Here is a 25,471-nt window from a genome sequence, read left to right on the forward strand (position 1 = left end):
CCTGCAAATCGGTCGGGAAGGCCGGGAAGGGTGCTGTCGTCACGTCGACCGGCGAAATGCCGGCGCCGTTGCGCCTCACCCGGATGCCGGAATTGGTCGGCGTGATCTCCGCACCCGTCTGGGCGATCACGTCCAGTGCGGTCTGCAGCAGGTCCGCACGCGCGCCTTCGAGCACGACGTCGCCGCCGGTCATGGCGACGGCCATCGCATAGGTGCCGGTCTCGATGCGGTCGGGAATGACGCGCACGCGCGCACCGGAGAGCGATTCGACGCCGTCGATGGCAATGGTTGGCGTGCCGGCGCCGGAAATCTTCGCGCCCATGGCGTTGAGGCACTCGGCCAGATTGACGATCTCGGGCTCGCAGGCGGCATTTTCCAGCACCGTCTCGCCCTTGGCGAGTGCCGCGGCCATCATCAGCACATGGGTGGCGCCGACCGAGACCTTCGGGAAGATATAGCGGTTGCCGACAAGGCGGCCATTCCGGGTCTTGGCGATGACATAGCCGGTGTCGACGTCGATATCAGCGCCCAGCGCCTGGAGGCCCTCGAGGAACAGATCGACCGGCCGCGTGCCGATGGCGCAACCGCCCGGCAGCGACACTTTTGCTTCGCCCATGCGGGCCAGCAGCGGGCCGATCACCCAGAACGAGGCGCGCATCTTCGACACCAGCTCGTAGGGCGCTGTGGTGTCGACGATGTTGCGGGCGGAGAAGTTGATGGTGCGCGAATAGCCCTCATTCTGCTTCTCGCGGCGGCCATTGACCGAATAATCGACGCCGTGATTGCCCAGGATGCGGATCAGCTGCTCAACATCGGCCAGATGCGGCACGTTTTCCAGCGTCAGCGTGTCATCGGTCAAAAGCGAGGCGATCATCAAAGGCAGCGCCGCGTTTTTCGCGCCCGAGATCGGAATGCTTCCGGAGAGCTTGTTGCCCCCGACAATTCTGATGCGATCCATGGAAGAACGTCCCTCTCGGCCAAAAAAGGGCCGGTTCAATCGTTTGAGTAGCGGCCCGTCTAGACCATTGGCCAATCTGGTTCAAGAAATAGGATTTCGCCCACCCCAGGCCAAGAGTGACCTATTTGAGTTAATCTTTTTGTATTTTCTTCGATGCAGCGAGCCCGTCCGGGCGCAGGTCGGCCTCGCCGGTCCGCCGCGAGCGCGACTGCGCCTTGCGCTTCTGCAGATTGGCGCGCAATTGCTCGGCGAGCCGATCCTTGCGGATTGTTGCGCTGCTTTTCGGTGGACCATCCTTTTTCACTGGAATTGTCTTGTCGTCCATCGCCCCATCCCGCCGGCGACCCACCAGCTTGCTGTTCAGGGATAGCCAACATTGTGGCACTGCCATGTCATTAAAAGCCATCCGGCAAAGCCTTTCACAGAAGCGTTGCACTTGGCCTTGCGCTTGCCGGTTCGATATGGCAGAAGCCCCGCCATCAGCGGCTGCGGTAGCTCAGTGGTAGAGCACTCCCTTGGTAAGGGAGAGGTCGAGAGTTCAATCCTCTCTCGCAGCACCAGTTTCCAACATCCCTGTTGCCGCACGATCGTCCTCTGCATTTGCGAGGGCGAGGCGGGTACATGGGATGGCGCGGCTCTCGTGCCGGCAGACCCGATCAGCGGTTCATTGCTTCAGAAAATGGCTGCCACAGGCAAATCCAGCCGAAGCGCATCCCGGCAAGACACGATTCATTAACCAAGATGCTATTCATCGACATGACGTATTGTGGCATGGATGCCCGTCTTCGCCGGTCAGATCCATGCTTGTCAGGAAGAGGGCCGAAAGGCTCCTGATCTGGGCGGAAATCTAAATCGCCCGAAACAAAAGAACGTGCAAGGCATGAACGTGAGCGAAAACGTGCAAAACGCCCCCGGTGCTTCCCGTCTTTGGACCCTGCCTGCCATCATCGCAGCGTTCCTTTGCCTGTGCGCTACCGGCGCGTTCGCGGAGACGCGTGCTTTGAAGATTCAACATCTCCATACGGGCGAGAAGGCTGAAATCGTCTTCAAGCGCAATGGGCGCTATGATCCGGCGGGATTGAAGAAGATCAATCTCATGCTGCGCGACTGGCGTCGCAACGAACCGACGAAGATGGATCCGCGCCTGCTCGATCTTGTCTGGCAGGCCTATCGCGCCAGCGGCTCGACAGCCTATATCCATGTGGTCAGCGCCTATCGTTCGCCGGCGACGAACGCAATGCTGCGCAGCCGCTCGAAGGGCGTGGCCCGGGAGAGCCAACACATGGTTGGCCGCGCGATGGATTTCTTCCTGCCGGATGTGCCGCTGAAGAAGCTGCGCGACATCGGCCTCAAAATGCAGGGCGGCGGCGTGGGTTATTACCCCACCTCCGGTTCGCCTTTCATACACATGGATGTCGGCAATGTGCGGCATTGGCCGGGCATCAGCCGCCAGGAACTCGCCAGGGTATTTCCGAACGGCAACACACTGCATGTGCCGAGCGACGGCAAACCGCTGCCCGGCTATGAGCAGGCGTTTGCCGCCTACAAATCGCGCAAGGGCGCCGGCACGCCCGACATCGAGCTGGCAAGCGTCGACGGCGGCCAACGCAGGCCGCGTGGCCTGCTGGCGACGCTCTTGGGCGGGGGCGGCGCAGACGAGTCCGATGATGTCGCCGAAGCGGTGCCGGCGCCACGCAAACCGGCGAGGTCCGTCGAACCCAGACCGGCCGGACAGGGTATCGCTATCGTGCCGCCGCAGGATGCCCAGCGGGCGGACATCCAGATTGCTGCCAGCGATCCAGGCGAAGAACCGCTTGCCGGGCAGAAGGGGAAGACGCCTGAAGCGATCGTCATGGCGATGGCACCGGGCTCAGTGCCGCTGCCGGCCTTCGCACCGCGAGCCGAGTTCACGGCACCCGTTCCCACCCCGGAAACCGCACCGTTGGCAATCGCCGGCGCGTCCACGGCGCAGGCCGAGCTGGCCGTTGCCAAGCCGGACGCCGCGAATGCCGATGCCGCTGCCACGAGCGTCGCGCCGGAGATGATGGCGCTCAACGTCCCATTGCCGACATGGCGGCCGGAAAGCCAGTCAAGCCCGACGCGCCAGTTGGAAGCAGCCAAATCTGGCGATGCCATCGGTGTCTTGCTGGCCATGCATCACCCCGACGACGGGCTGGCCGGCGAGCGGATCGCGGCGCCGGCGTCAAAGCCAGAAGATCGCGTCAGGACGAACCCCAAGGCCGACCGTGTCCAGCGGCGCCCCGATTCCGAGGCAGATCGCGCTGTTGCCGGTGGGGCCGCATCAACAGGGACGCCCATGATTGCCGCCAATTTCATCCGCACGGCGCCGGAGCATGTCTATCTCGATGGATTCCAACCGCGGGGACGGACGTCCGATCACCGCCGCTTCACCGGCTCCGCGGTGAAATTCCTGCCCATCGCCAGTTTCAAATAGAGGGCGAAAGCACCGTTCGATCCAGTGTCGAAATGTGTTGCGCCATATCGATGGCCGGGGCGGTCACGGGATTCGCAATGCCGAACCCTTCCGCGCTATAACACTTGGCGAGCAGCGCGCTACTGCAGCGGGCAGTCGGCTCGTTGCTGTCGGCCGCCATCCGTTGCCTTTCGAGCAGATCGCCCCGCGAACTTGCCAGGATCGTGGTGGCGGCGCAAACGTGCACGAGGCATATTTGGCCCCGCCGGCCGCAACCGGCGGGACTAAGCCACAGGCCGCCCAGCGGGCGAGTTCTGCGAAAAGGATCACGCCTGGTGAATCACCAATTCGCTGGTCATGGGAATTCCTCTAAGGGCGCCAAGCACCATGTTGTGCGAGATCGCGCGTTCATGAATTTTCTCCAGATCGGCGCGGGGCGCCGAAGAACACACGGTTGCGCTGAGGTGCAGGGACACGTAGCAATGCCGGGCGTCCACGGGCGCCGTGAGCCCATCAAGTCCGTCGAACTCGCCACGCGGGTCGAACACGCCTTCCGCGATGAAATCGACCGAACGAAGATCGACCCCCGCATGCGCTGCCAGCATCGGATAATCCGAGCCGGCGCACACAGCCGCCGCGGCAAAGATCTGCTCCCAGGGAAAGACGGCGGTCGGCGAATTGTCCTTGAGGCTCGCCGGTCGCTCCAGTAGCGGTGTTGTGTAAGGATCGCCTGATTGCGGGTCGAAGCGGTAGCGGGCACGATAGGTGCCACGCACCGCGTCACCGTGTTTCTTTAGCACGGACACGATATCTTTGACTGTGCTGACGGTTTCTCCGAAGACTACTGGCATCTTTACCTCCCTATAAAATGAGAATTCCACTCCCTATTCCGGTCCGCGGATGCCGACGACGGTTGCCGCGGCCTGGCCCCAATTCCGACAATGTGCCGACAAGGCTCGCGCTACTTGGCAGGCGCGGCAGCCTGAGCGTCGCCGCCGAGATCCTTCTTGAAGGTCTCAAAGTCGACCTGCATGCCGTTGAAGATTGTGCTCCAGTGCCGTGACAGAGCGGCGATAGCGACGGCCTCTTCGATCTCGTCCTCCGTTGCGCCCGCCTGTTTTGCGCTCTCGGTGTCTTCCCAGATGCAATACTGGCAGGGAATTTGTGCGGAGACGGCGAGCGAGATCAGAGCCTTGACCTTCGGCGGCAGGGCGGTTTCGCTGGAGAACTGCAGAGCCTTCACCTCTGCCCAGGCGCCCGGCAGCGCTGCTTTTGAAACCTGATGGAGAAAGGTCGGCACCGAGCCGAGCGTCCGCTCGACGTCCTTATAGGTGGCGTCGACCTCAGCTTGACCGGCCCAGCCTAAGCCTGATGACAACAATGTGGCGCAGACGACAGTCGATGCGAACGCCGTGTGAAGGAGGCGGCGCGAGCGGCTGGGCCCGAGCTCGCCGTGGTGTGCGATGGAAGCAACATGGGAAACTGCGAAGGCGAACATGATCTCTCTCCTCTTTGGAACCATTTGCGTCCGGGCCAGATGATGCCCGCGTGCTGTAAGGAGTCACGGACGGGAGAAAAAGTTCGATCAGTCGTCCTCGATTCTAGGCGGACGCGGCGAAAGATGAAGATGCAAGCGTCGGGCCTTGCCGTCTCGCTGAAAGATCACCAGGACGACACCCGGCGGGCAGTGGAAAGGGTCTTCCGGCGGATTGACGAATAGTCCCTCGATCACGGTGACCTGGCTGGCGCTGAGAATGCGCTGCGGTTCCAGGCGGACGCCGGCTTCCGTGTCGGCGTCGACTTCCCAGGCAAGGAATGAGCGACCCAGCACTGGTTTGCTCGTCCCGCGGACAAGATGCAGGTCCTCTGCAAAGTGCCCAAGGAAGCGGTCACGCTCGCCATGCTGGTTGAGCCCATTGAAAATTTCGGAGTAGAATCGCTGGCGCTCGCGAGACTGCGAGCGAGCCTCTGTGTCGGCAAGGCCCGCCGTTTCCAGCAGCATCTCGGCAAGCTTGCGTTTGGCTTGCGACAAACGACTGCGAACCGTCCCAATCGGGACACCCAGAATGGCGGCCAGTTCCTCGTAAGACTGATAGCTTCCGAAATAGCGCAACATGGCGGTAGCCTGCAGCGGCTCGGGAAGCTTGCGTAGGGCGTCCCAAACCCATTCGCGAAGCGCGACTTTCTCCAGCCGCTCCTCAATGCTTGCGCGTTCGTCTGGGCGGTCTGGAATGTCGGCGGTCAAGATCTCGCGTCGTCGTCGACGCAATTGTTGCAGGCAACAGCGGTGCAACACAGTGCGAAGCCAGCCACCGACGGCTTGCGGATCCTTGAGTTCGCCGATGCGCCTCAGCGCGATCAGGAAAGTCTCATGCACAGCATCTTCGGCGTCCGACCCATAGCCGAGCATGTTCAGCGCTATCGCATAGAGCCGTGCGCGATGACGTTCCAGCAGCAGGCCGAGGCAACCACAATCGCCGCCCCGAGCGGCAAGGGCCAGTTCGGCATCACTCGGCACGATATGAGTTTCGTAGCCCATGGGCTTAAGATGCATCAACTGGCGAAAAAGTTCGAATGCCAGTTCAGCTTCGTCGCGATCCGTGTTCGGCGGGCACCAGTTCACCAATGACGCTTTGATAGGGTTTTGGATTGAGGTTGTGACCCTCACTTCACGTCCGTAACAACCGGCCCCGAAACGGGGTCCGTGAGAACCAGGCTCGCCGCCAAGATACTCAAGCGAGATCGAAAGTGCATATGGCAGTGAGCAAGGATTGGATTCTGGCGGATGCGGGCGATCTACGCGGCTAGATTCAATCCTGTAAAACTTTTTCCAGATTTGACACTATTTCACAAAATTGTAAGATAATCATCTTCCGTCAGCGATAGGCGATGACCATGTCGATCCGCGAAGAACTGGCCAACACGACCGTGGCGTTCACCTCCGCGGAAGAGAAGATCGTCCAGGTCCTGCTCGCCGATTACCCGATGTCGGGGCTGGGCACCGCAACCCGGCTGGCACGGCGCGCCGGCGTCAGCGACCCGAGCGTGACGCGGCTGATGACCAAGCTTGGCTATGTCGGCTTTGCCGATTTCCAGGCACGCCTGCTCACCGAAGTCGAATCCAGGCTGCATTCGCCGCTTTTGATGATGGAGGCCAAGCGTCCGGGCGGCTCCAGCGAAGGCACCGCACTTGCCTATTTCCATTCGGTGTCCGACAGCCTGGAGCGTACGCGCACGGCTGTGCCGGTGCAGGCCTACACGCGCGCCGTCAACATGCTGCTCGAGAGCAAGGGCCAGGTCGTGCTGCTGGGAGGCCGGTTCAGCCGGCATATCGCCTCCATGCTGGCCGGCTATCTCCTGCAGTTCCGCTCCGGCGTGCGCGACATCGGTTCGTTGAGTCCCGCCGATTTCGACCTGTTGATCGACCTTGGCAAGCGCGACCTCCTCGTCGTGTTCGATTACCGGCGCTACCAGTCGGACGTGGTGAGCCTTGCCCAGCAGGCCAAGGAGCGCGGCGTCTCCATCCTGCTGTTCACCGACGTCTGGCTGTCGCCGATATCTGACATAGCGGACCTGACCATGGTCGCGGCGATCGACGCCAACTCGCCGTTCGACACGCTGGCGACGGCCGTTGCCCAGATGGAAACCGTCTTTGCCCACGCGCTGGAGGGCCATGGCGCCGGGGTGCGCAAGCGCATCGAGGACATCGAGAAGATCCGCAGCGCCAATGCGGTCACGCTCGATACCGTCCTATCGTCATCGGCCGACGACGCCGCCAAATCCAAAACCACAAGGAAGTAGTGTCGTTGCGCGCAGTGCAGCGATGCAAAGCGCCGCGACGCAGAAAAGGAAGCGACAATGCCCGACAACCAGACCTTCATCGACGCCGTGCAGGCTGAGATCGAGACCGATCGCGACTGGTTGATCGGCCTGACCCGCGACATGGTCCGCATCCCTTCGGTCAACCCCAAATTCGAGCCCAATCCGGCGATCAACCGCGAGGCGGATGTCCAGGCGCTGCTCGAACCGATCCTCAAGCAGGACGGGTTCAGGACAGAGCAATGGGATGCCTTGCCCGGGCGGCCCAATCTGGTCGGCGAATGGGCGGGAGACGAGAGCCGCAGCCTGATCCTGTGCGGCCATATCGACGTCGTGCCGGTCGGCGCGATGAAGGACTGGTCGGTCGATCCGTTCGGCGGCGAAATCACCAATGGCCGGCTCTATGGCCGCGGTGCCGTCGACATGAAGGGCGGCGTCGCCGCTTGCATCGCCGCCGCGCGCGCGATCCGCAAGGCGGGCATCACGCTGCAGGGCCGGCTCGCCATCCACTCGGTCGTCGATGAGGAAGCCGGCGGCTTCGGCGCCATGGACGCGGTGAAGAAGGGCAAGCTCGCCAAGGCGGTGCTGGTCGCCGAACCGACCTGGGGCGATGTCCTGCCGGTCGAAGGCGGGCTGGAATGGGCGCGGGTGACGATCCGTGGCCGCAACGCCCATTCGGCGCTGCGCTACAACGAGATCTATCCGCAGCGCCACGACAAGGACCGGCTGGAGCCGGGCGTCAATGCGATCGAGATCGCCGCCCGCTTCATTGCCGCCGTGCGCCAGTATGAGCTGGACCGGACGCGAGCAAAATCCCATCCGCTGCTGCCGCTCGGCATGAACACCATCAACATCGGCGTCATGCATGGCGGCACCGGCCTTGGCGAGCACGGTCTGCCGACCGTGATGACCAACCCGGCCATCATTCCCGATGTCGCGGTGCTCGATCTCGACATGAAATTCCTGCCCGACGAGAATTCGGCCGACTACCGCCGCGATTTCGAGGCGTTCGTCCACCATTTCGCGCAGACCGATGCGTGGCTGCGCGACAACCCGCCTGCGATCCAATGGGAGCTCGGCGGGCTGCATTTTCCGCCGATGAACACGCCGGTCGACCATCCGCTGGTGAGATCGCTGATGAAGCGCAAGGCCATGGTCGGCAAGGCGCCGCAGGCGCGGGGCTTCGTCGCCGTGTGCGATGCCGCGCACTATGCCGGCGCCGGCGTCGACGGTGTCGTCTTCGGCCCGTCAGGCGACGGATTTCACGGTTCCGACGAGTATGTCGAAGTCGAATCGGTGGTCGAGACCGCCAAGGTGATCGCCGCTTCGGTCATCGACTGGTGCGGCATCCGCTGAGGCGGAGCCGCCAGTCCGAAACGGTCAGGCCGGGCGCTTCAGGCGTCCGGCGACGGCGCCCCATGAAGCCTTGATCATGCCGACCAGGCCGCTCGGGTAGGCCAGCATCACGCCGATGATCAGCACCGCCGTGATCATCGGCCGCCACGCGCCGAAATCGGCCATCCATTCGGCGAAGATCGTCAGCACGAAAGAGGCGATGATGGCGCCGTAAATAGTGCTGGTGCCGCCAAGCAGCACCATCGACAGGATGATGGTCGCAAGGCTCATGCCGAAGACGTCGATCGAGGCATTGCGCTGGTAGGCGGCGTAGAAGGCGCCGGCGATGCCGGTGAAGAAGGCGCTCGCGGCAAGCGTCAGCATGCGCTGGCGCACGATCGAGACGCCGCGGCTGATGGCGTATTCCTCATTGTCGCGCAAGGCGACGATGCTGGCCCCGGTGCGCGAGCGCACGAACACGCGCAGGAACAGGGTGCTCGCCACCAGCAGCGCCAACGCGATGTAGAAATAGGCTGATTTGCCGTCACGGACCATGTTGTGGTCGAACACGTATAGCCCGGGAATGCGCACCAACCCTTGCGTGCCGCCGGTGATGGCGGACTGGCTGATGATCACCTGCATCACCAGCTGCGCGAAGCCGAAAGTGACCAGGATGATGTAGATGCCCTTCAGCCGCAGGATCGGGATGGTCACCAGGATCGCCGCCAGGGTGGCGATGACACCGCTGGCAAACAGCGCGATCCACGGATCGAATTCGGCCAGCTTGGTGAGCAGGCTGTAGGCATAGACGCCGATGCCGAACAGCGCCAGATGGCCGAAATTGAAGACGCCGCCATAGCCGAGGCTGAGGTCCCAGTTCGAGGCGACGATCGCATAGATGAAGGCCATGATCAGGATGTGGCGGGCATAGGTGTCGCCGAAGATCAGCGGCAGCAGGGCCAGGAGCGCGAAGCCGAGCACGAAGCCGATGGCCTCCCGCTTCCACGGCGTACGGCCGGGAGCGATCGGGGTTGCCGCCGCTGTGTGGCTAAGGGTGATCGGCGATGTCGTGTCGGTCATGCTAGGCCTCGGGAGCGGCTGGCAAAGATGCCCTCGGGGCGCATCATCAGGGTCAGGATCAGCACGCCGAACAGCAGCGCCGGCGTCCAGTACAGGCCGAAATAATAGCTGCAGGCGGCCTCGAAGAAGCCGATCAGATAGGCGGCGAAGATCGGTCCCGAGATGCTCGATATGCCGCCGAAGACGACGACGATCAGCGCCTTGAGCAGCGGGTCGCTGCCCATCACCGGCGACATGAAACGATAGCCGCCCATGAAGATGCCGGCGAGGCCTGCAAGCGACGCGGCAATGGCGAAGGCCAGCCCATAGAGCGCGGTGACGTTCAGCCCGACCAGATGGCTGGCATCTTCGTTCTGCGCCACGGCGCGCAGCGCCAGCCCGAGCCGCGTGCGGTTGAGGAACATCCAAAGTGCGGCCAGGATCAGCGGCGTGATGACGATGATGGCGATCTGGTGCAGGGAGACGCCGACGCCGCCGACGGTGGTGTTGCCGGTGATCAGCGCCGGGATCTGCTTCGAGCGCGGTCCCCAGATGGTCAGCGCGCCGTTCTCGATCAGCGACCCGGCTGCCAGCGTGGTGATGACGACGACCAGCACGATGTTGGGTCGGCCGATCAGCGGCCGCACGACACTCGCCTGCAGGATCCAGCCGACGCCGGCCATGACGACGACGGCGATGGGAAAGGCGACCGCCGCCGGCAGGCCGAGTTCGACCAGCTGCCAGGCGATGTAGGCGCCCAGCATCATGAACACGCCATGACTGAAATTGAACACGCCGATCGTCGTCCAGACCAGAGCCAGCCCGACCGCCATCATGGCGTAGAGCGAGCCCTGGAACAGGCCGCCGAACAGGATTTCCGCCAATGCGCTCATCTTCGGATTTTCCTAATGGCCAAAATACATCGACATGATCTCGCCGTGGTCGAGGCTTTCGCCCGGCTTGATCTCGGTCGCAACGGCGCCATGGTTGACGAGGTAGAGTTGCTGCGTCAGTTCCAGCAGGAATTCGATGTCCTGCTCGACGACGATGAGCGGTACGCCGCCGTGCGAAATGTCCATGACGGAGGCGCAGAGCTCGTCCTTGATCTTGGGCGCCAGCCCCAGCGTCGGCTCGTCGAGGATCAGCAGGCGCGGATGGCTCATCAGCGCCGTGCCGATCGACACCATCTGGCGCTCGCCACCCGACAGCGTGCGCACGCGCTGGCGCCAGCGTTCCGCCAGTTTCGGGAACAGCTTGACCACCTTTTCGCGGTTTTCCGCCTCATGCGGCCGGGCCCGCGGCGAATAGGCGCCGAGCGCCATGCAGTCGGCGATCGAGAGATCGGGAAACAGCCGGTTGCCTTGCGGCACATGGATCAGGCCGGCGCCGACGATGGCGCGTGCGCTGTGGCCGACAATGTCTTGCCCGTCGAACAGGATGCGGCCGCTCTTCGGCTGCAGAAGCCCGGAGATCGCACGCAGCAGCGTCGTCTTGCCATGGCCGTTGGGGCCGAACAGGCCGACATTGCCGAAACGGCCGGCCTCCAGCGAGATATCGTGCAGCACGGTGACGCGGCCATAGCCGGCGGTGACGCCTTCGACGCTGAGAATGGGATTCACGCCGCCGACCTCCTCGTGCCGAGATAGGCCTCGATGACGTGCGGATCGGCGATCACGCCTGCCGGATCGCCGGCGGCCAGGACGCGGCCATTGTTGAGCACCAGCAGATGCTGCGAAAGGCTCATCAGGAAGGTCAGCACGTGCTCGATCAGAAGGATGGTGATGCCGCGTTCGGCGGTGCGGCGGATCAGGCCGATCGACGTCTCGATCTCGGGTTTGGTCAGGCTCGATGCCGGCTCGTCGAGCAAGAGCATGCGTGGCTGCATGGCGATCGCCGTGGCAAGCATCAGGCATTTGCGCTCGAACACGGACAATTCGCCGGCAAGCCGGCCGAACGACTGGGATCCCAGGCCGACGAACTCCAGCGCCTCGGCGGCGGCATTGCGGGCCGTGGCCGCTGTCTTTTCCTGCTTGCCGTAGCTGGCGCCGATCAGCGCGTTCTCGAATACGGTCAGCCCGTCGAAGCTGGTCTCCCGCTGAAAGGTCCGGGCAAGGCCGAGGCGCGCGATGGCGTGTCCCGATTTGCCGTTTATGGCAATGCCGTCAAAGCGGATGTTGCCCCGGTCGGGCCCGAACGGGATGCCGGTGATGATGTTGAACAGCGTGCTCTTGCCGCTGCCGTTCGGGCCGGCGATACCGAAGATCTCGCCGGCCTCGACCTTGAACGACACGCCATCGACGGCCTTCAGCGAACCGAAGGCCTTCGACACGTCGTCCAGTTCAAGCAGGGCCATTCCCTACTTCATCCAGGGCTGGAGCTTGAAGGCGCCGGTGGCATATTTCTCAGGCGAGATCAGCGTGCGCTGGCCATCCCAGATCTGGAAGAAGGTGATCGGAATATAGTCGTCGCCCTGCGTGGCAAGGTGGGTGGCGGGATCGAATTTCAGCCGCCCTTCCGCGACCTGCTTGTCGGTCTCCGACAGCGCCTTCATGATCGCCGCATGGTCGGATGCGCCGCCGACCTTCTTGACCGCATCGAAATAGACATTGGTCATTTCGTAGAGGCCGACGCCGTAGGTGCCGCTCTCGACGCCGTATTTTGCCTTGAACTTGGCTGCCACCTCATCGGCGCGCGGGTTCTTCGGCGTCGTCAGCGCGCCGCCGAGCAGGTTGTAGATGACGCCATCCGATTTGTTGCCGGTCAGCTCGACGAATTCCGGAACGCTCGGCGCGTATTGCAGGAAGACGAGGCTCTTGGTCGGCTGCTCGAGGAACTGGTTGAGGAACGACGCCGAATTGCCCGGCAGATAGTCGGTGTTGATGACGACATCGGGAACGTTCTCGCGCACCTTGGCGAGGATCGAACGCCAGTCGGTCACTTCGCCGAAGGGTACGATCTCGTCGACGGTGATGGTCCAGCCCTTCTCCTTGAACGTCTTCTTCATGCCTTCGGAGATGGTCTTCGAATAGGCATTGTCGGACGAGATGATGGCGACCTTCTTGGTCGGCAGGGTGATCTTGCCGTCGGCCGCGAGCTTCTCGACGAACAGGGTGACGTCGGTGTTGTAGGCGTCGAAGGAAGGCGTCAGTGACCAGCAGCACATGTATTTGTCGGGGCTCGGCGCGATGATGTCCCTGGTCTGCTGCGAGGTGGCCGCCAGCATGTAGGGCATTTCCGCCTCGGCCATGTTGTCGATCTCGAAATTGGTCAAGCTGGCATAGCCGGTCAGCATGAAGTGCACGCCCGGATCGCCAAGCAGGCGTTCGACGGCGCTGGTGACGTTGCCGGCGGACTGATCCTTGACGTCGCCGACCACCAGTTCGAACGTATCTCCGGCAACGCCGCCGGCTGCGTTCGCTTCGTCGATGGCCATCTGCACGCCGCGCTGGAATTCCTGGCCGTCCGCCGCGGCAGGGCCGGTGAGCGGCGCAAGCAGGCCGATCTTGACGACGTCGGCAAAGGCGGGGGCGGCTGATGCGGCAAACATGCCGATCAACGTCGTGCTCATCAGCATATGGCGGATTCGACTTGCGGCGGATTTGGGCTTCATCGTGCTGTTCCCTGTTTTCCTCCCGTTCATCGGGAGTTGGATAATTGACAATCTACGCATAATTGTTCTTATTTGAAAAGGATTTTTCAACGCAACCTGGCCGGGAACAAGGTTCCCGCAAAGGTATGGAAGCCGTGGCGCTTTGCTGCGCAACTGCATTAAAACAGGGCAATTCCCGATGGAGCGAACAATGACGATCTCGCAGAAGACCCTTGAAACCAGCCATGGCAAGATCGCGGTGCGTGAGACCAGCGGCCAGGGAACCGCTGTCATGCTGATCCACGGCAATTCATCTTCCAGTGCCGTTTTCCGCAACCAGTTGGACGGCCCGTTGGGCGAGCGATATCACCTCATCGCTCCCGACCTGCCCGGCCATGGAGCGTCCGGCGATGCGATCGATCCAGAGCGTTCCTACAACATGGAAGGCTATGCCGATGCCATGACCGAAGTGCTCGGGCTGCTCGGCATCGACAAGGCCATCGTCTTCGGCTGGTCGCTCGGCGGCCATATCGGGCTTGAGATGATCGACCGCTTTCCCGGCCTGCTTGGCTTGATGATCACCGGCACGCCGCCTGTCTCGCCCGAGGAGGTCGGCAGCGGATTCAAGCCGAGCCCGCATATGCATCTCGCCGGGCAGGAGACCTTCACCGGCGCCGACGTGGAGGCCTATGCGCGCAGCACTTGCGGCGAGCCGTTCGAGCCGTTTCTCATCGACACGGTGGCGCGCACCGATGGACGGGCGCGGCGCCTGATGTTCGAAAAGTTCGCGGCCGGCACTGGCCGGAACCAGCGCGAGATCGTGGCCGGCAAGACGCCGCCGATCGCCGTTCTGAACGGCATCGACGAGCCATTCGTCAACACCGATTTCGTCTCGGCTGTGAAATTCTCCAATCTATGGGAAGGCAAGGCGCATCTGCTCGACAAATCCGGCCACGCGCCGTTCTGGGATTCGCCGGATCGCTTCAATCCGGTCCTCGCCCGCTTCCTGGCGAGCGTCGACAGAGCGTAGGTCCGTCGGAAAACCGGCGCCACGGACCCGCCTTCGCGTTGGGTGGGTGACAATCACGCGCATCTGTCGTATATTGACATAAAGATATCCTTATGTGACATGAAAAGGCCTGTCGCCAAAGGGATAAAAAATGTCGCAGAATTCTGCCTCGCTGGACGCATTGTTCGGCCCCGTCGCGGCAAAACCGGACGGCTCGGAAGTGCTTGCCGCGCTGACAGCGGCGGCACGCGAGCGCATTCTCATCCTCGACGGCGCCATGGGCACGCAGATCCAGGGCCTCGGGTTTAACGAGGACCAATTCCGCGGCGAGGCTTTCGCCGGCTGCGCCTGCCATCAGCAGGGCAACAACGACCTTTTGATCCTGACCCAGCCCGGGGCGATCGAGGAGATCCATTACCAGTACGCCATCGCAGGCGCCGACATCCTGGAGACCAATACTTTCTCCTCGACCTCGATCGCCCAGGCCGACTACGGCATGGAACATGCCGTCTATGCGCTGAACCGCGATGGCGCGCGGCTGGTCAGGCGCGCCGCTGTTCGGGCCGAGCAGCAGGACGGCAAGCGAAGGTTTGTCGCCGGAGCGCTCGGGCCGACCAACCGCACCGCCTCGATGTCGCCCGACGTCAACAATCCTGGCTATCGCGCCGTGACCTTCGACGATTTGCGCCTCGCCTATGGCGAGCAGCTGCGCGGGTTGATCGATGGCGGCGCCGACATCATCCTGATCGAGACCATCTTCGACACGCTGAACGCCAAGGCGGCGATCTTCGCGGCGGAAGAGATCTTCATCGAGAAGGGCGTGCGCCTGCCCGTGATGATATCGGGCACCATCACGGACCTCTCCGGCCGCACGCTGTCGGGCCAGACGCCGACGGCCTTCTGGCATTCGGTGCGGCACGCCAGCCCCTTCACCATCGGCCTCAACTGCGCGCTCGGCGCCAACGCCATGCGAGCGCATCTGGCCGAAATATCCGGTGTCGCCGACACCTTTGTCTGCGCTTATCCGAATGCCGGCCTGCCCAACGAATTCGGCCGGTATGACGAAAGCCCGGACTTCATGGCCGCCCAGATCGAGGATTTCGCGCGTGAGGGACTGGTCAATGTCGTCGGCGGCTGCTGCGGCTCGACGCCGGAGCACATCCGCGCCATCGCCGAGGCGGTGGGGAAGTATCCGCCGCGCGCCATTCCGGACATTGAGCCCAGGATGCGCCTGTCCGGGCTGGAGCCATTCACGCTCACCGACGAGATCCCCTTCGTCAATGTCGGCGAGCGAACCAATGTCACCGGCTCGGCCAAGTTCCGGAAACTGATCACGGCGGGCGACTATGTCGCCGCGCTCGACGTCGCCCGCGACCAGGTCGCCAACGGCGCGCAGATCATCGACATCAACATGGACGAGGGTCTGATCGATTCGAAGAAGGCCATGGTCGAATACCTCAACCTGATCGCCGCCGAGCCGGACATCGCCCGCGTTCCTGTCATGGTCGACAGTTCGAAATGGGAGATCATCGAAGCCGGCTTGAAATGCGTGCAGGGCAAGCCGCTGGTCAACTCCATCTCGATGAAGGAGGGCGAAGAAGCCTTCCTGCATCATGCCAGGCTGGTCCGCGCCTATGGCGCCGCCGTCGTCGTTATGGCCTTCGACGAGGACGGCCAGGCCGACACCAAGGCGCGCAAGGTCGAGATCTGCACCCGCGCCTACAAGCTCCTCACCGAACAGGCCGGCTTCCCGCCCGAGGACATCGTCTTCGATCCCAACGTGTTCGCCATCGCCACGGGCATCGAGGAGCACGACAATTACGGCGTCGACTTCATCGAGGCGGCCGGCGAGATCACCGCCACGCTGCCGCATGTCCACATTTCCGGCGGCGTGTCGAACCTGTCTTTCTCGTTCCGTGGCAACGAGCCGGTGCGCGAGGCCATGCATGCCGTATTCCTTTACCATGCCATCCAGCGCGGCATGGACATGGGCATCGTCAATGCCGGCCAGCTCGCCGTCTACGATACGATCGAGCCTGATCTGCGCGAGGCCTGCGAGGATGTCGTGCTCAACCGCGCGCCCAAGGCCGGCGGCACCGCCACCGAACGCATGCTGGAGATCGCCGAACGCTTCAAGGGCACGGCCGGCAAGGAAGCGCAGGAGCGCGATCTCGTCTGGCGCGAATGGACTGTCGAACAGCGGATCAGCCATGCGCTGGTCAACGGCATCACCGAATTCATCGATGCCGACACCGAGGAAGCACGGCTTGCCGCCGAGCGGCCGCTGCATGTCATCGAAGGTCCGCTGATGGCCGGCATGAACGTCGTCGGCGATCTGTTCGGTGCGGGAAAGATGTTCCTGCCGCAAGTGGTGAAGTCGGCGCGGGTGATGAAGCAGGCGGTGGCTGGACTGCTGCCGCACATGGAAGCCGAGAAGCTGGCAAACGCCGCCAACGGCATCGACAATGGCGAACGCAAAACGGCCGGAAAAATCCTGATGGCGACGGTCAAGGGCGATGTCCATGACATCGGCAAGAACATCGTCGGCGTGGTTCTCGCCTGCAACAATTACGAGATCATCGATCTCGGCGTCATGGTGCCGGCGGCCAGGATCCTGCAGACGGCGCGCGAGCAAAATGTCGATATCATCGGCCTGTCCGGCCTGATTACGCCGTCGCTGGACGAGATGGCGCACATGGCCGCCGAGATGGAGCGTGAAGGCTTCGAAATTCCGCTGCTGATCGGCGGCGCGACGACCAGCCGCGTGCACACGGCGGTGAAGATCCACCCGCGCTACAGCAAGGGGCAGACGGTCTATGTCACCGACGCCAGCCGCGCGGTCGGCGTGGTCTCATCCTTGCTGTCCAACGAGAGCAAGGGCGGCTTTGTCGATACGGTGCGCGCCGAATACAAGAAGGTCGCCGATGCGCATGCCCGCTCGGAAGCCGACAAGCAGCGTTTGCCGCTGGCCAAGGCGAGGGCCAATGCGCATCGGATAGACTGGTCCGAATATGAGCCGCCGAAGCCGTCCTTCACAGGCGTCAAGGTGTTCGAGAACTGGGACCTGACCGAGCTCGCGCGCTACATCGATTGGACGCCGTTCTTCCAGACCTGGGAGCTGAAGGGCCGCTATCCCAAAATACTCGAAGACGAGGCGCAAGGCGCCGCCGCGCGCCAGCTGTTCGAGGATGCGCAGGCGATGCTGAACAAGATCATCGCCGAGAAATGGTTCGCGCCGCGCGGCGTCATCGGCTTCTGGCCGGCCAACGCCGTCGGCGACGACATCAGGCTGTTTACGGACGAGAAGCGGTCGCAGGAACTGGCGACGTTCTTCACCTTGCGCCAGCAACTGACCAAGCGCGACGGCAAGGCCAATGTTGCCCTGTCGGATTTCGTCGCGCCGGCGGAGTGCGGCAAAGCCGATTACATCGGCGGCTTCATCGTCACCGCCGGCATCGAGGAGGTGGCTATCGCCGAACGGTTCGAGCGGGCGAATGACGACTATTCCTCGATCATGGTCAAGGCGCTGGCCGACCGCTTCGCCGAAGCCTTTGCCGAGCGCATGCATGAGAAGGTGCGCAAGGAATTCTGGGGCTACGTGCCAGACGAATCGTTGGCGCCCGACGAGCTGATCGGCGAACCCTATCGCGGCATCCGACCGGCGCCCGGCTATCCGGCTCAGCCCGACCATACGGAGAAGGCGACTTTGTTCCGGCTGCTCGACGGCGAAGGCAATGCCGGCGTGAGCCTGACCGAAAGCTATGCGATGTGGCCGGGTTCATCCGTCTCGGGGATCTATCTGGCGCATCCCGAAAGCTATTATTTCGGCGTCGCCAAGGTCGAACGCGACCAGGTCGAGGATTATGCGCGCCGCAAGGCGATGCCGTTGACCGAGGTCGAGCGCTGGCTTGGCCCCATCCTCAACTACGTGCCGGCACACTATGCCGAGGCGGCTGAATAGCCGATGCCGGCGCGCCTGGCGGAAGCGACAGGCGACTGCCGGTCGCTTCTCCAGTGTCATCCTGGCCCGCTTCGATTCCTGTGGGCTATTGCATGGCCGACGGGTTCATCCACAGCAGCTCCCAGACGTTGCCGTCCGGATCTTCGATGTGACGGTTGAACATGAAACCGAGATCCTGCGCCGGGTTGGGATCGGCGCGACCTCCTGCCGACACGCCCTTCTCGATTACGACATTGACCTCGTCCTTGCTGTCGACGGTGAGTGCGATCAACATCTGGCTGTCCCGCTTGGGGTCGCCGATCGGGCGCGCTGTGAACTGGCTGTAATGCTGGTGCGTCAGCAACATGACCCCGATCGAGTCTGAGAACATGATCGAGCTGGACTGGTCGCTCGAGAACTGCGGGTTCAGCGTGCCCCCGATCGCGAGATAGAACTTGGTCGCCGCCTGCAGATCGCGTACCGGTAGATTGAGGAAGATCATTTTGGTCATCGGTCTAAGCCTTGCTGCCGTTGATGGGTACTAGCCAGTCTAGTACTGTAACCATGGCTACCATGCGGGAACGGTACCGTCTAGTACTGGTTGAGAGGCGCTATGAAAATTGATGGTGAGACCAGGTCGGCTCGCAAGGATCGTGAAATCATTGAAGCGGCTACGGCCGCCTTCATCGCCAAGGGCTATGATGGAACCAGCATGGAAGAGATCGCCACCAAAGCAGGCGCATCCAAGCAGACTGTCTACAAGCATTTCACGGACAAGGAGACGCTTTTCGGCGAAGTCGTCGAGTCCACCGCCAGCCAGACCAACGATGTCGTCGAGTCCGTGACGATGCTGCTTTCCGAGGCGAAATTCATGGAGGGTGGGCTACAGCAGCTTGCCCGACGCATGACAACGACGCTGATGGACGAAGAGCTGCTGAAGCTGCGGCGTCTGATTATCGCCAACGCGGATCGGATGCCGCAGCTTGGCCGGAGCTGGTATGAAAAAGGTTTTGAACGCATGCTTGCCTCGGTGGCATCATGCTTTCAAAAGCTTACCAGTCGAGGCCTGTTGCAGACCAGCGATCCCCGTCTGGCGGCCAGCCATCTCTTCGGAATGCTTCTCTGGATCCCAATGAACGAAGCCATGTTCACCGGAAGCAACCCGCGTTCGAAGGCGGATCTCGAGCGGCACGCCGATGCTTCGGTCGAAGCATTCCTTGCCGCCTATGGGGCGCGGCCGAAATAGTCGCGCGCCGCTCCGCCAGCGATGCTTATTGTGGTCGATTGTCCGTCCACGCCAGCGTCTTTTGCTTAAGGCCGGTGGCGGAGTCGGTTTAGGCACAGGATGCTCGCTTACGATCCAAGGCTGCGATAAACCCAGGGCAGCCGTCTTTGCAGCTGGAGCGCCAAATGACCGTATTCACCCGACGCGGGCTTTTGAAAACGGCAGCGATTGCCGGCGCGGGCGGGATCGGGCTTTCGGCCATGGGCCGGCTTGGCGGCTGGGCCGCCGCCACAGCTGAGCCTGTGGTTTTGCAGACGGCAAAAATCCAGGCGAAGCTGATGGATGTCGGCCAGACCAGGGATGTGCTGACCTATGGCAACGCTGGCATGCCGCCCGTGCTCAGGATGAAAAAAGGCGAGCCCTTTGCCGCGCGTCTCGTCAATGCCATCGACGACCCGACGACGATCCACTGGCACGGCATTCGCGTTCCAAACAAGATGGACGGCGTGCCGTTCCTGGTCCAGCCCTACGTCTACACCGGCGACCATTTCGACTACGCCTTCACGCCGCCTGACGCCGGCACCTTCTGGTATCATCCGCACTGCAACACGCTGGAGCAGATGGGCCACGGCCTGACGGGAGTGATCGTGGTCGAGAACCCCAGCGATCCGAAATTCGATGCCGAAATGGTCGTCAATCTGCGCGACTGGCGCCTCGGCGACGACGGTCAGTTCATCGACCAGTTCCGGCCGCGCGATGCCGCGAGGACCGGCACTTACGGCACGGTGCGCACCGCCAATTGGCTCGACCAGCCGCAATATGATGCGCCGGCCGGCGGACTGGCGCGGATGCGCGTCGCCATCACCGACGTGACGCGCATCTACGCTTTTCGCGTCGACGGTGCGCAGGCGAGTGTCATGGCGCTCGACGGCAACCCGGTGCCTGAGCGTTTTTCGCCCGATGCCTTGCTGCTTGGACCCGGCCAGCGCATGGAGCTGGTCATACGCATGCCCGACGAGGAAGGCGCGATCGTCAGCTTGAGGGACGTCAGGGGCACCAAGCCAAAAATCCTGGCAACCCTGCACGCGACAGGAAAATCCCTCAAACGGGACATTCGCGATGTTGCTCCACTGGAGCTCAATCCGGTGGCGGAAGTGGATCTCGCCAATGCTAGGCATATTTCCCTGGCACTGAGCGCCACGGCGGAAAACGTCCCGAGCGATGGCATCTGCGGTTCGCTTGGCTACAGTTTCTGGGCCATCAACAAAGTGCCGTGGCCCGGCGACACCAAGGATCCGACCGCGCCTCTGGCCGAACTGAAGCTTGGCCAAAGCTACGTCATCGACATGGAGAACCTGACGCCGCAATCCCATCCGATGCATCTGCACGGCATGAGCTTCAAGGTGCTGTCATCCTCGACGCGCCAGGTTCAGCCTGTGATTTCCGACACCTATCTCATCCAGCCCAATGAAAAGGTTCAGCTCGGTTTCGTCGCCGACAATCCCGGCGACTGGTTGCTGCACTGCCACATCATCGAGCATCAGAAATCGGGCATGACGAGCTACGTCACGGTGGTGTGAAGCCGCGTCAGCCTGCGCGTCGCGTCTGGCCCGTCACTTGCGCAATTGCGCCTCGATTTCGTCGAGCACTTTGTCCTTTCCGATGCCGGTGAGGAAGGCGAGGCCCTTGATGACCGGCTTGGTCACCGAAGCGGAGATCGGGGTGGTTGAGACGATGAAGTCGACATTGTCGGCCAGTCCGGGCACTTCGGTGGCCTTTGCCTGCTGGGCGTTGAAGGTGAGGCCGCGTTTCTTCATTTCCTCGGTGACGGCGACATTGACCGCGGTCGAGGTGGCGATGCCCGTGCCGCAGGCAAAGAGAATGGTTTTCTGTCTGGACATCTCTGCTTTCTCCTTGTTTCAGCCGAGTACGGCTCGCACGTCTTCGAGGGTTCTGGCCGCCCTCAAATCATCCAAGGCTTGCGGGTTCTGGATGGTGGCCATGACGGCCTGCAGCGCCTCAATCTGCTTGTCCTTGTCGTTGATGGCAAGCAGGAAGACGAAGCCGACCGGCAGCATCTCGTCGGGATCCTCCATATTGGCGAAGGTCACTGGTTGCTTCAATATGCCCATCGCGATCCCAGGCTTCAGCACATGCTCCGGATCGGTATGCGGCACCGCGACGTTGTCGGAGCGTTCCAGCGGCAGTCCAGTCGGGATGGTCAATTCGCGGCGCACGACCGCGTCGGCATAGGAGCTTTTGACATAGCCAAGTGTCTCCAGCCGGCCCGCCAGGATGCGGATGATCTCCTCATTGGTCGAGGCATCGGATCCGAGCACGATCGCGTCGGGGTCCAGAAGCTGCATGAGGCCGTCGGACATTCTTTGCTCCGTCTATGAAATCGTGCGCCCCGAGGTAGGGCGCACGATCGGTTTGAAGGGTAGACGCTATCAGGTTCAGGCCGTCTCTTCGGCCGGCTCGTCCTCGGCGCCCGCGGCCCGTTCCCAGCCGAGCGGATTGCGGCGGTAGAGGACAAACAATGCCGCGATGACCACCGCGATCACGATGATGCCGACAAGTCCAAGCCCCTGGATCGCCTCGATGACCACGTAAGGCACCCACAGGAAGCCGTCGACCACCGAGGTGATCTGCAGCGCGTCCGCCGGCAGCTTGAAGCCCGACGAGACTGCTGCGCTTGTGAACAGCGGCGCCAGCGCGTTGGCGACGTAGAAGCCGATGGCCAGCGTCACCGTGCCGATCACCACCATGCGGAACACGTTGCCTTTGACCAGCGGCGCGGTCATGGCGACGATGAAGGGGATAACCGCAAGGTCGGCGAACAGGATGACGCGGTTGCCAGGCAGGATGATGGACAGGATGATCGCGATCGGCACCAGGATCAGCGACGACGAGATCGCGGCCGGATGGCCGATCAGGATCGCGGAATCGAGGCCAACAAGAAGCTCGCGATCGCCCGTGCGCTTGCGCACGAATGCCTGGGCTGCGTCGGAAACCGGCAGCAGGCCTTCCATCAGGATCTTGACCATGCGCGGCAGCAGCAGCATCACCGCGGCCAGCGTCATGCCGGTGCCCAGAACCTTGGCCAGCACCACGCTGAGATCACCCGCATTGTAGAAGGCGATCGCACCAAGCACGAGGCCGATGATGAGGCCCATCACGACAGGTTCGCCGAACACGCCGAACCTGCGCTCGATCGTATCGGTGTTGATGTTGATGCGGTTGATCCCGGGAATGCGGTCCATGATCCAGTTGAGCACAATGGCGATCGGCAGGATTTGCGCCGAGGCGAGATGCGGCACGGAAATGCCGGGCACGCCGTAGAACTGCTGTACCGCGCGCGCCGACCAGTCGGCGAACAGCAGCGAGAGTGCTGCGACAAGTGCTGCGACCGCAATGCCATAGGCCAGATTGTCGGTTGCGGCGACGACCAGCGAGCCGACAAAGGCGAAGTGCCAGAAATTCCAGACGTCGACATTGAGCGTGCGCGTCATGCGTGTCAGCAACAGCACGATGTTGACGAGGATACCGACCGGAATGACCCAAAGGCCGACCGACGAGCCGAAGGCGATCGCGGCCGCGGAGGGCCAGCCGACATCGATGATGTCGCGATGAATGCCGGTGTTGGTGACGATGGCCTTGGCGACGTCGCCAATCGACGTGAACATGAGGCCAAGCACCAGATTGATGCCGATGAAGGCGACGCCGATGGTGACGGCGGCGCGAAAAGCCTTGCTGACCTTGGCGCCCAGAACCACGGCGATGATGAAAATGACAATTGGCAGCAGGATCGTCGGGCCAAGCGTATCGATGGCCCCTTTTAGGCCCGCGAGAACAGTATCCATTTTTCCTCCCCTGGAGCCGCGAGCCTTCGCTCGACGCCTCGCAATGATGCTCCATCCAGCCTTTGACGCCGTGGCGCAAAGACACTCCCCGATTTGCCCCAGAGGCGAATGTTTCCCGACTGTCGCGCCGGTGAACATTTGCCTTTGTTGACAAACGAATGTTTTATTGGGGTTGTCCGCTGCAATGTCAATTGGTTGCGCTTCGGCCAATCGAGCCTCGGCGGACGTCTATTCCGAGACGATTTCGTGGGAAATTGCCGGCCGCGTCCGGTTTCGTTGGCAAATAGAGCCCGTTCCCTGCTATCCGACCCCAAATCACGAAGCTGTGGACATTCCTGCATGACCAACGTCGCCCTGACCGGGCTTGCCCGTGATCTCGCCAAGCGTGCCGCCGAAGGCCGCCCAGTACGCATCGGTGTCATCGGTTCGGGCGAAATGGGCACGGATCTGGTCACACAGGGCATGCTGATGCCGGGTATTTCGGTCTGCGCCGTCTCGACGCGCCGCCCGCACACCGCGCGCGATGCCATCCGCATCGCCTATGGCGACGAAGCCATGGCGGTCGAAGCCGATACCGCGTCGAAAGTCACCGGCGCCATCGAGAGCGGCAAGCTCGCCATCACATCCAACGAGATGCTGGTCACCAACCCGCTGATCGACGTCGTCATCGACGCCACCGGCAAGCCGGGCGTCGCCGCCGATTTCGACCTCATGGCGATGGAGCACGGCAAGCATCTGGTGATGATGAACGTCGAGGCCGACGTCACCATCGGCTGCTATCTCAAGCAGCAGGCCGACCGGCTTGGCGTCGTCTATTCGGTGGGTGCGGGCGACGAACCGTCGAGCTGCATGGAACTGATCGAATTCGCGTCGGCACTCGGGCTGACCATCGTCTCGGCCGGCAAGGGCAAGAACAACCCGCTCAACCACGATGCTGTGCCGGACGACTATCGCGCCGAAGCGATCCGCCGCAACATGAACCCGCGCATGCTGGTCGAGTTCGTCGACGGCTCCAAGACCATGGTCGAGATGTGCGCCATCGCCAACGCCACCGGGCTGGTGCCCGATGTGCCCGGCATGCACGGCCCCAAGGCCGACCGCGATGACCTCGCCAAGGTGCTGATCCCGCGCGAGGATGGCGGTCTGTTGCTCAGGAAAGGCGTCGTCGACTACACGGTCGGCAAGGGCGTCGCGCCTGGCGTCTTCGTCATCGTCGAGGCGACGCATCCGCGCATCATCGAGCGCATGGACGATCTGCATATCGGCCACGGCCCCTACTACAGCCTGTTCCGGCCGTATCATCTGACGTCGCTGGAGGTGCCGCTGACCGCCGCCCGCATCATGCTTTTCGGCAAACCCGACATGGTGCCGCTGCCGCGGCCCGTTGCCGAAGTGTGCGCCGTCGCCAAGCGCGACCTTGCCTCCGGCGAGACCTTCGATGCGATCGGCGAGACCTGCTACCGTTCCTGGACGATGACCGTCGGCGAAGCCCGTGCCCAGCGCGCCGTGCCGGTCGGCCTGCTCGAGGGCGGCAAGGTGCTGAAACCGGTCAAGAAAGGCGAGTTGCTGACGTCAGACAATGCGTCGCCCGACCAGACGACGAGGCTGTTCGCCTTGCGCCGGCTGCAGGATGAGATGCTGTACGGGGCAAGCTGAGGATTTACTTCCCCAATTCAACCGACCTGAGCCGCGCAGCCTCCACCGCCTCTGTGAGAAGGCGCGTCAGCCGATCCTCGCCCATCAACACGTCCAGCGCTGCGGCCGTCGTCCCCTTGGGGCTGGTGACCTGCTGGCGCAGCACGGCCGGTTCCTCGCCGCTTTCGGCGGCGAGCGAGGCGGCGCCATAGACGGTCTGCATGGCGAGCAGCTTGGCGGTCGCCGTCGGCAGACCGGCCTTCTCGGCTGCCACGGTCAGCGCTTCGATGAAATGGAAGATATAGGCCGGCCCTGATCCGGACACGGCGGTCACCGCATCCATCAGGCCTTCATCGTCGATGGTGGCCACTTCGCCGCTTGCCGACAAAAGGTCGGCGACGAAGCGCTTGGTGTCATCGGACACGAGCTTGTTGGAGAACACCACCATCATGCCCTTGCCGATCGCCGCGGGCGTGTTGGGCATGCAGCGCACGATCGGCGCGCGGTTGCCCAGGATTTCCTCGAAGGTGGCGGCAGGCGTGCCGGCAGCGATGCTGACAAAGGTGGTGCGGCCGTCGCCGAAACGCTTGTAGGCGGCCGTGACG

At 62.7% G+C, this 25,471-nt stretch carries 23 protein-coding genes and 1 tRNA gene; 9 read left to right on the forward strand and 15 right to left on the reverse strand.

Annotated elements, in window-relative coordinates:
- Together EN914_RS01775 and EN914_RS01780 are read right to left on the reverse strand one after the other, a co-directional pair.
- Window positions 1–958, reverse strand: a 958-nt coding sequence (locus EN914_RS01775) for a UDP-N-acetylglucosamine 1-carboxyvinyltransferase (RefSeq protein ID WP_164778644.1), incomplete at its 3' end; no start/stop codon positions are given.
- 130 nt (window positions 959–1,088) lie between these two features.
- Window positions 1,089–1,349 carry a hypothetical protein gene (locus EN914_RS01780; RefSeq protein ID WP_024504781.1) on the reverse strand — a complete coding sequence of 87 codons (261 nt, stop codon included), beginning with the start codon at window positions 1,347–1,349 and terminating at the stop codon, window positions 1,089–1,091.
- Between the two features lie 94 nt (window positions 1,350–1,443).
- Here EN914_RS01780 and EN914_RS01785 point away from each other — a divergent pair.
- Window positions 1,444–1,518, forward strand: a tRNA-Thr gene (locus EN914_RS01785).
- A 320-nt stretch (window positions 1,519–1,838) separates the two neighbouring features.
- Entirely contained in the window at window positions 1,839–3,413 is a 1,575-nt protein-coding gene (locus EN914_RS01790) for a DUF882 domain-containing protein (RefSeq protein WP_024504782.1), read from the forward strand.
- A 305-nt stretch (window positions 3,414–3,718) separates the two neighbouring features.
- Here the strand turns inward: EN914_RS01790 and EN914_RS01795 are convergent, their stop codons facing one another.
- The 3 genes from EN914_RS01795 to EN914_RS01805 form a co-directional block, all read right to left on the reverse strand.
- Window positions 3,719–4,243 carry an OsmC family protein gene (locus EN914_RS01795; RefSeq protein WP_013530204.1) on the reverse strand — a complete coding sequence of 175 codons (525 nt, stop codon included), beginning with the start codon at window positions 4,241–4,243 and terminating at the stop codon, window positions 3,719–3,721.
- A gap of 110 nt (window positions 4,244–4,353) precedes the next feature.
- Window positions 4,354–4,890, reverse strand: coding sequence for a carboxymuconolactone decarboxylase family protein (locus EN914_RS01800; RefSeq protein ID WP_024504783.1), 537 nt, complete (start codon window positions 4,888–4,890; stop codon window positions 4,354–4,356).
- A gap of 87 nt (window positions 4,891–4,977) precedes the next feature.
- Window positions 4,978–6,060, reverse strand: a complete 1,083-nt coding sequence (locus EN914_RS01805; RefSeq protein WP_164752857.1) for an RNA polymerase sigma factor — start codon at window positions 6,058–6,060, stop codon at window positions 4,978–4,980.
- A 227-nt stretch (window positions 6,061–6,287) separates the two neighbouring features.
- Between EN914_RS01805 and EN914_RS01810 the strand changes: the two genes are divergently transcribed.
- Both EN914_RS01810 and EN914_RS01815 read left to right on the forward strand, forming a co-directional pair.
- On the forward strand, window positions 6,288–7,193 hold the full coding sequence (locus tag EN914_RS01810) for a MurR/RpiR family transcriptional regulator (RefSeq protein WP_024504785.1): 906 nt from the start codon (window positions 6,288–6,290) through the stop codon (window positions 7,191–7,193).
- A gap of 57 nt (window positions 7,194–7,250) precedes the next feature.
- Entirely contained in the window at window positions 7,251–8,567 is a 1,317-nt protein-coding gene (locus tag EN914_RS01815; protein WP_024504786.1) for a M20 family metallopeptidase, read from the forward strand.
- 24 nt (window positions 8,568–8,591) lie between these two features.
- Here EN914_RS01815 and EN914_RS01820 read toward each other — a convergent pair whose 3' ends face one another.
- From EN914_RS01820 to EN914_RS01840, 5 genes are read right to left on the reverse strand one after another with little or no spacing between them, the layout of a single operon-like run.
- Window positions 8,592–9,626, reverse strand: coding sequence for a branched-chain amino acid ABC transporter permease (locus EN914_RS01820; RefSeq protein WP_024504787.1), 1,035 nt, complete (start codon window positions 9,624–9,626; stop codon window positions 8,592–8,594).
- Entirely contained in the window at window positions 9,623–10,498 is an 876-nt protein-coding gene (locus EN914_RS01825; RefSeq protein WP_024504788.1) for a branched-chain amino acid ABC transporter permease, read from the reverse strand. The genes EN914_RS01820 and EN914_RS01825 overlap by 4 nt, the downstream gene beginning before the upstream one ends.
- Before the next feature lie 12 nt (window positions 10,499–10,510).
- Window positions 10,511–11,224, reverse strand: a complete 714-nt coding sequence (locus EN914_RS01830) for an ABC transporter ATP-binding protein (protein ID WP_024504789.1) — start codon at window positions 11,222–11,224, stop codon at window positions 10,511–10,513.
- Entirely contained in the window at window positions 11,221–11,958 is a 738-nt protein-coding gene (locus tag EN914_RS01835) for an ABC transporter ATP-binding protein (RefSeq protein ID WP_024504790.1), read from the reverse strand. The genes EN914_RS01830 and EN914_RS01835 overlap by 4 nt, the downstream gene beginning before the upstream one ends.
- Before the next feature lie 3 nt (window positions 11,959–11,961).
- A complete protein-coding gene (locus EN914_RS01840; RefSeq protein ID WP_024504791.1) occupies window positions 11,962–13,215 on the reverse strand; it encodes an ABC transporter substrate-binding protein in 1,254 nt (417 codons plus the stop codon).
- Window positions 13,216–13,405: 190 nt separating this feature from the next.
- Here EN914_RS01840 and EN914_RS01845 point away from each other — a divergent pair, with 190 nt between their 5' ends.
- Together EN914_RS01845 and metH are read left to right on the forward strand one after the other, a co-directional pair.
- Window positions 13,406–14,224, forward strand: a complete 819-nt coding sequence (locus EN914_RS01845) for an alpha/beta fold hydrolase (RefSeq protein ID WP_024504792.1) — start codon at window positions 13,406–13,408, stop codon at window positions 14,222–14,224.
- A gap of 130 nt (window positions 14,225–14,354) precedes the next feature.
- Window positions 14,355–18,164, forward strand: a complete 3,810-nt coding sequence (metH, locus tag EN914_RS01850) for a methionine synthase (RefSeq protein ID WP_024504793.1) — start codon at window positions 14,355–14,357, stop codon at window positions 18,162–18,164.
- 85 nt (window positions 18,165–18,249) lie between these two features.
- On the opposite strand, the gene EN914_RS01855 is transcribed toward metH, so the two are convergent.
- Window positions 18,250–18,654, reverse strand: coding sequence for a VOC family protein (locus EN914_RS01855; RefSeq protein ID WP_024504794.1), 405 nt, complete (start codon window positions 18,652–18,654; stop codon window positions 18,250–18,252).
- 102 nt (window positions 18,655–18,756) lie between these two features.
- Between EN914_RS01855 and EN914_RS01860 the strand changes: the two genes are divergently transcribed.
- Complete coding sequence (locus EN914_RS01860) at window positions 18,757–19,389, forward strand: TetR/AcrR family transcriptional regulator (RefSeq protein WP_024504795.1); 633 nt, start codon at window positions 18,757–18,759, stop codon at window positions 19,387–19,389.
- A 164-nt stretch (window positions 19,390–19,553) separates the two neighbouring features.
- Window positions 19,554–20,948: a multicopper oxidase family protein gene (locus EN914_RS01865; protein WP_024504796.1), complete on the forward strand. Its 1,395-nt coding sequence runs from the start codon at window positions 19,554–19,556 to the stop codon at window positions 20,946–20,948.
- 33 nt (window positions 20,949–20,981) lie between these two features.
- Here EN914_RS01865 and EN914_RS01870 read toward each other — a convergent pair whose 3' ends face one another.
- The 3 genes from EN914_RS01870 to EN914_RS01880 all read right to left on the reverse strand — a co-directional run bounded on the left by EN914_RS01870 (window position 20,982) and on the right by EN914_RS01880 (window position 23,231).
- Window positions 20,982–21,269, reverse strand: coding sequence for a PTS sugar transporter subunit IIB (locus EN914_RS01870; RefSeq protein WP_024504797.1), 288 nt, complete (start codon window positions 21,267–21,269; stop codon window positions 20,982–20,984).
- A gap of 18 nt (window positions 21,270–21,287) precedes the next feature.
- Window positions 21,288–21,749 carry a PTS sugar transporter subunit IIA gene (locus EN914_RS01875; protein WP_024504798.1) on the reverse strand — a complete coding sequence of 154 codons (462 nt, stop codon included), beginning with the start codon at window positions 21,747–21,749 and terminating at the stop codon, window positions 21,288–21,290.
- A gap of 75 nt (window positions 21,750–21,824) precedes the next feature.
- The gene (locus EN914_RS01880) at window positions 21,825–23,231 is read right to left on the reverse strand and encodes a PTS galactitol transporter subunit IIC (protein WP_024504799.1); all 1,407 of its coding nucleotides are present in this window, start codon (window positions 23,229–23,231) and stop codon (window positions 21,825–21,827) included.
- A gap of 339 nt (window positions 23,232–23,570) precedes the next feature.
- Here EN914_RS01880 and EN914_RS01885 point away from each other — a divergent pair, with 339 nt between their 5' ends.
- Complete coding sequence (locus EN914_RS01885) at window positions 23,571–24,887, forward strand: NAD(P)H-dependent oxidoreductase (RefSeq protein WP_024504800.1); 1,317 nt, start codon at window positions 23,571–23,573, stop codon at window positions 24,885–24,887.
- 4 nt (window positions 24,888–24,891) lie between these two features.
- Here EN914_RS01885 and proC read toward each other — a convergent pair.
- Window positions 24,892–25,471 (reverse strand): pyrroline-5-carboxylate reductase (proC, locus tag EN914_RS01890; protein ID WP_127388989.1); only part of this gene is annotated, 580 nt, incomplete at its 5' end.

Source organism: Mesorhizobium sp. M7A.F.Ca.CA.001.08.2.1 (genome assembly GCF_003998455.1).
Taxonomy (GTDB): Bacteria; Pseudomonadota; Alphaproteobacteria; order Rhizobiales; family Rhizobiaceae; genus Mesorhizobium; species Mesorhizobium ciceri.

Bases quoted from the DNA above. Each gene is read 5' to 3' on its own strand.
- EN914_RS01820 (WP_024504787.1), bottom strand. From the start codon at position 9,626: ATGACCGACACGACATCGCCGATCACCCTTAGCCACACAGCGGCGGCA.
- EN914_RS01795 (WP_013530204.1), bottom strand. From the start codon at position 4,243: ATGCCAGTAGTCTTCGGAGAAACCGTCAGCACAGTCAAAGATATCGTG.
- EN914_RS01790 (WP_024504782.1), top strand. From the start codon at position 1,839: ATGAACGTGAGCGAAAACGTGCAAAACGCCCCCGGTGCTTCCCGTCTT.
- EN914_RS01815 (WP_024504786.1), top strand. From the start codon at position 7,251: ATGCCCGACAACCAGACCTTCATCGACGCCGTGCAGGCTGAGATCGAG.
- EN914_RS01875 (WP_024504798.1), bottom strand. From the start codon at position 21,749: ATGTCCGACGGCCTCATGCAGCTTCTGGACCCCGACGCGATCGTGCTC.
- EN914_RS01780 (WP_024504781.1), bottom strand. From the start codon at position 1,349: ATGGCAGTGCCACAATGTTGGCTATCCCTGAACAGCAAGCTGGTGGGT.
- EN914_RS01835 (WP_024504790.1), bottom strand. From the start codon at position 11,958: ATGGCCCTGCTTGAACTGGACGACGTGTCGAAGGCCTTCGGTTCGCTG.
- EN914_RS01840 (WP_024504791.1), bottom strand. From the start codon at position 13,215: ATGAAGCCCAAATCCGCCGCAAGTCGAATCCGCCATATGCTGATGAGC.
- metH (WP_024504793.1), top strand. From the start codon at position 14,355: ATGTCGCAGAATTCTGCCTCGCTGGACGCATTGTTCGGCCCCGTCGCG.
- EN914_RS01885 (WP_024504800.1), top strand. From the start codon at position 23,571: ATGACCAACGTCGCCCTGACCGGGCTTGCCCGTGATCTCGCCAAGCGT.
- EN914_RS01855 (WP_024504794.1), bottom strand. From the start codon at position 18,654: ATGACCAAAATGATCTTCCTCAATCTACCGGTACGCGATCTGCAGGCG.
- EN914_RS01880 (WP_024504799.1), bottom strand. From the start codon at position 23,231: ATGGATACTGTTCTCGCGGGCCTAAAAGGGGCCATCGATACGCTTGGC.
- EN914_RS01825 (WP_024504788.1), bottom strand. From the start codon at position 10,498: ATGAGCGCATTGGCGGAAATCCTGTTCGGCGGCCTGTTCCAGGGCTCG.
- EN914_RS01865 (WP_024504796.1), top strand. From the start codon at position 19,554: ATGACCGTATTCACCCGACGCGGGCTTTTGAAAACGGCAGCGATTGCC.
- EN914_RS01870 (WP_024504797.1), bottom strand. From the start codon at position 21,269: ATGTCCAGACAGAAAACCATTCTCTTTGCCTGCGGCACGGGCATCGCC.
- EN914_RS01860 (WP_024504795.1), top strand. From the start codon at position 18,757: ATGAAAATTGATGGTGAGACCAGGTCGGCTCGCAAGGATCGTGAAATC.
- EN914_RS01845 (WP_024504792.1), top strand. From the start codon at position 13,406: ATGACGATCTCGCAGAAGACCCTTGAAACCAGCCATGGCAAGATCGCG.
- EN914_RS01800 (WP_024504783.1), bottom strand. From the start codon at position 4,890: ATGTTCGCCTTCGCAGTTTCCCATGTTGCTTCCATCGCACACCACGGC.
- EN914_RS01810 (WP_024504785.1), top strand. From the start codon at position 6,288: ATGTCGATCCGCGAAGAACTGGCCAACACGACCGTGGCGTTCACCTCC.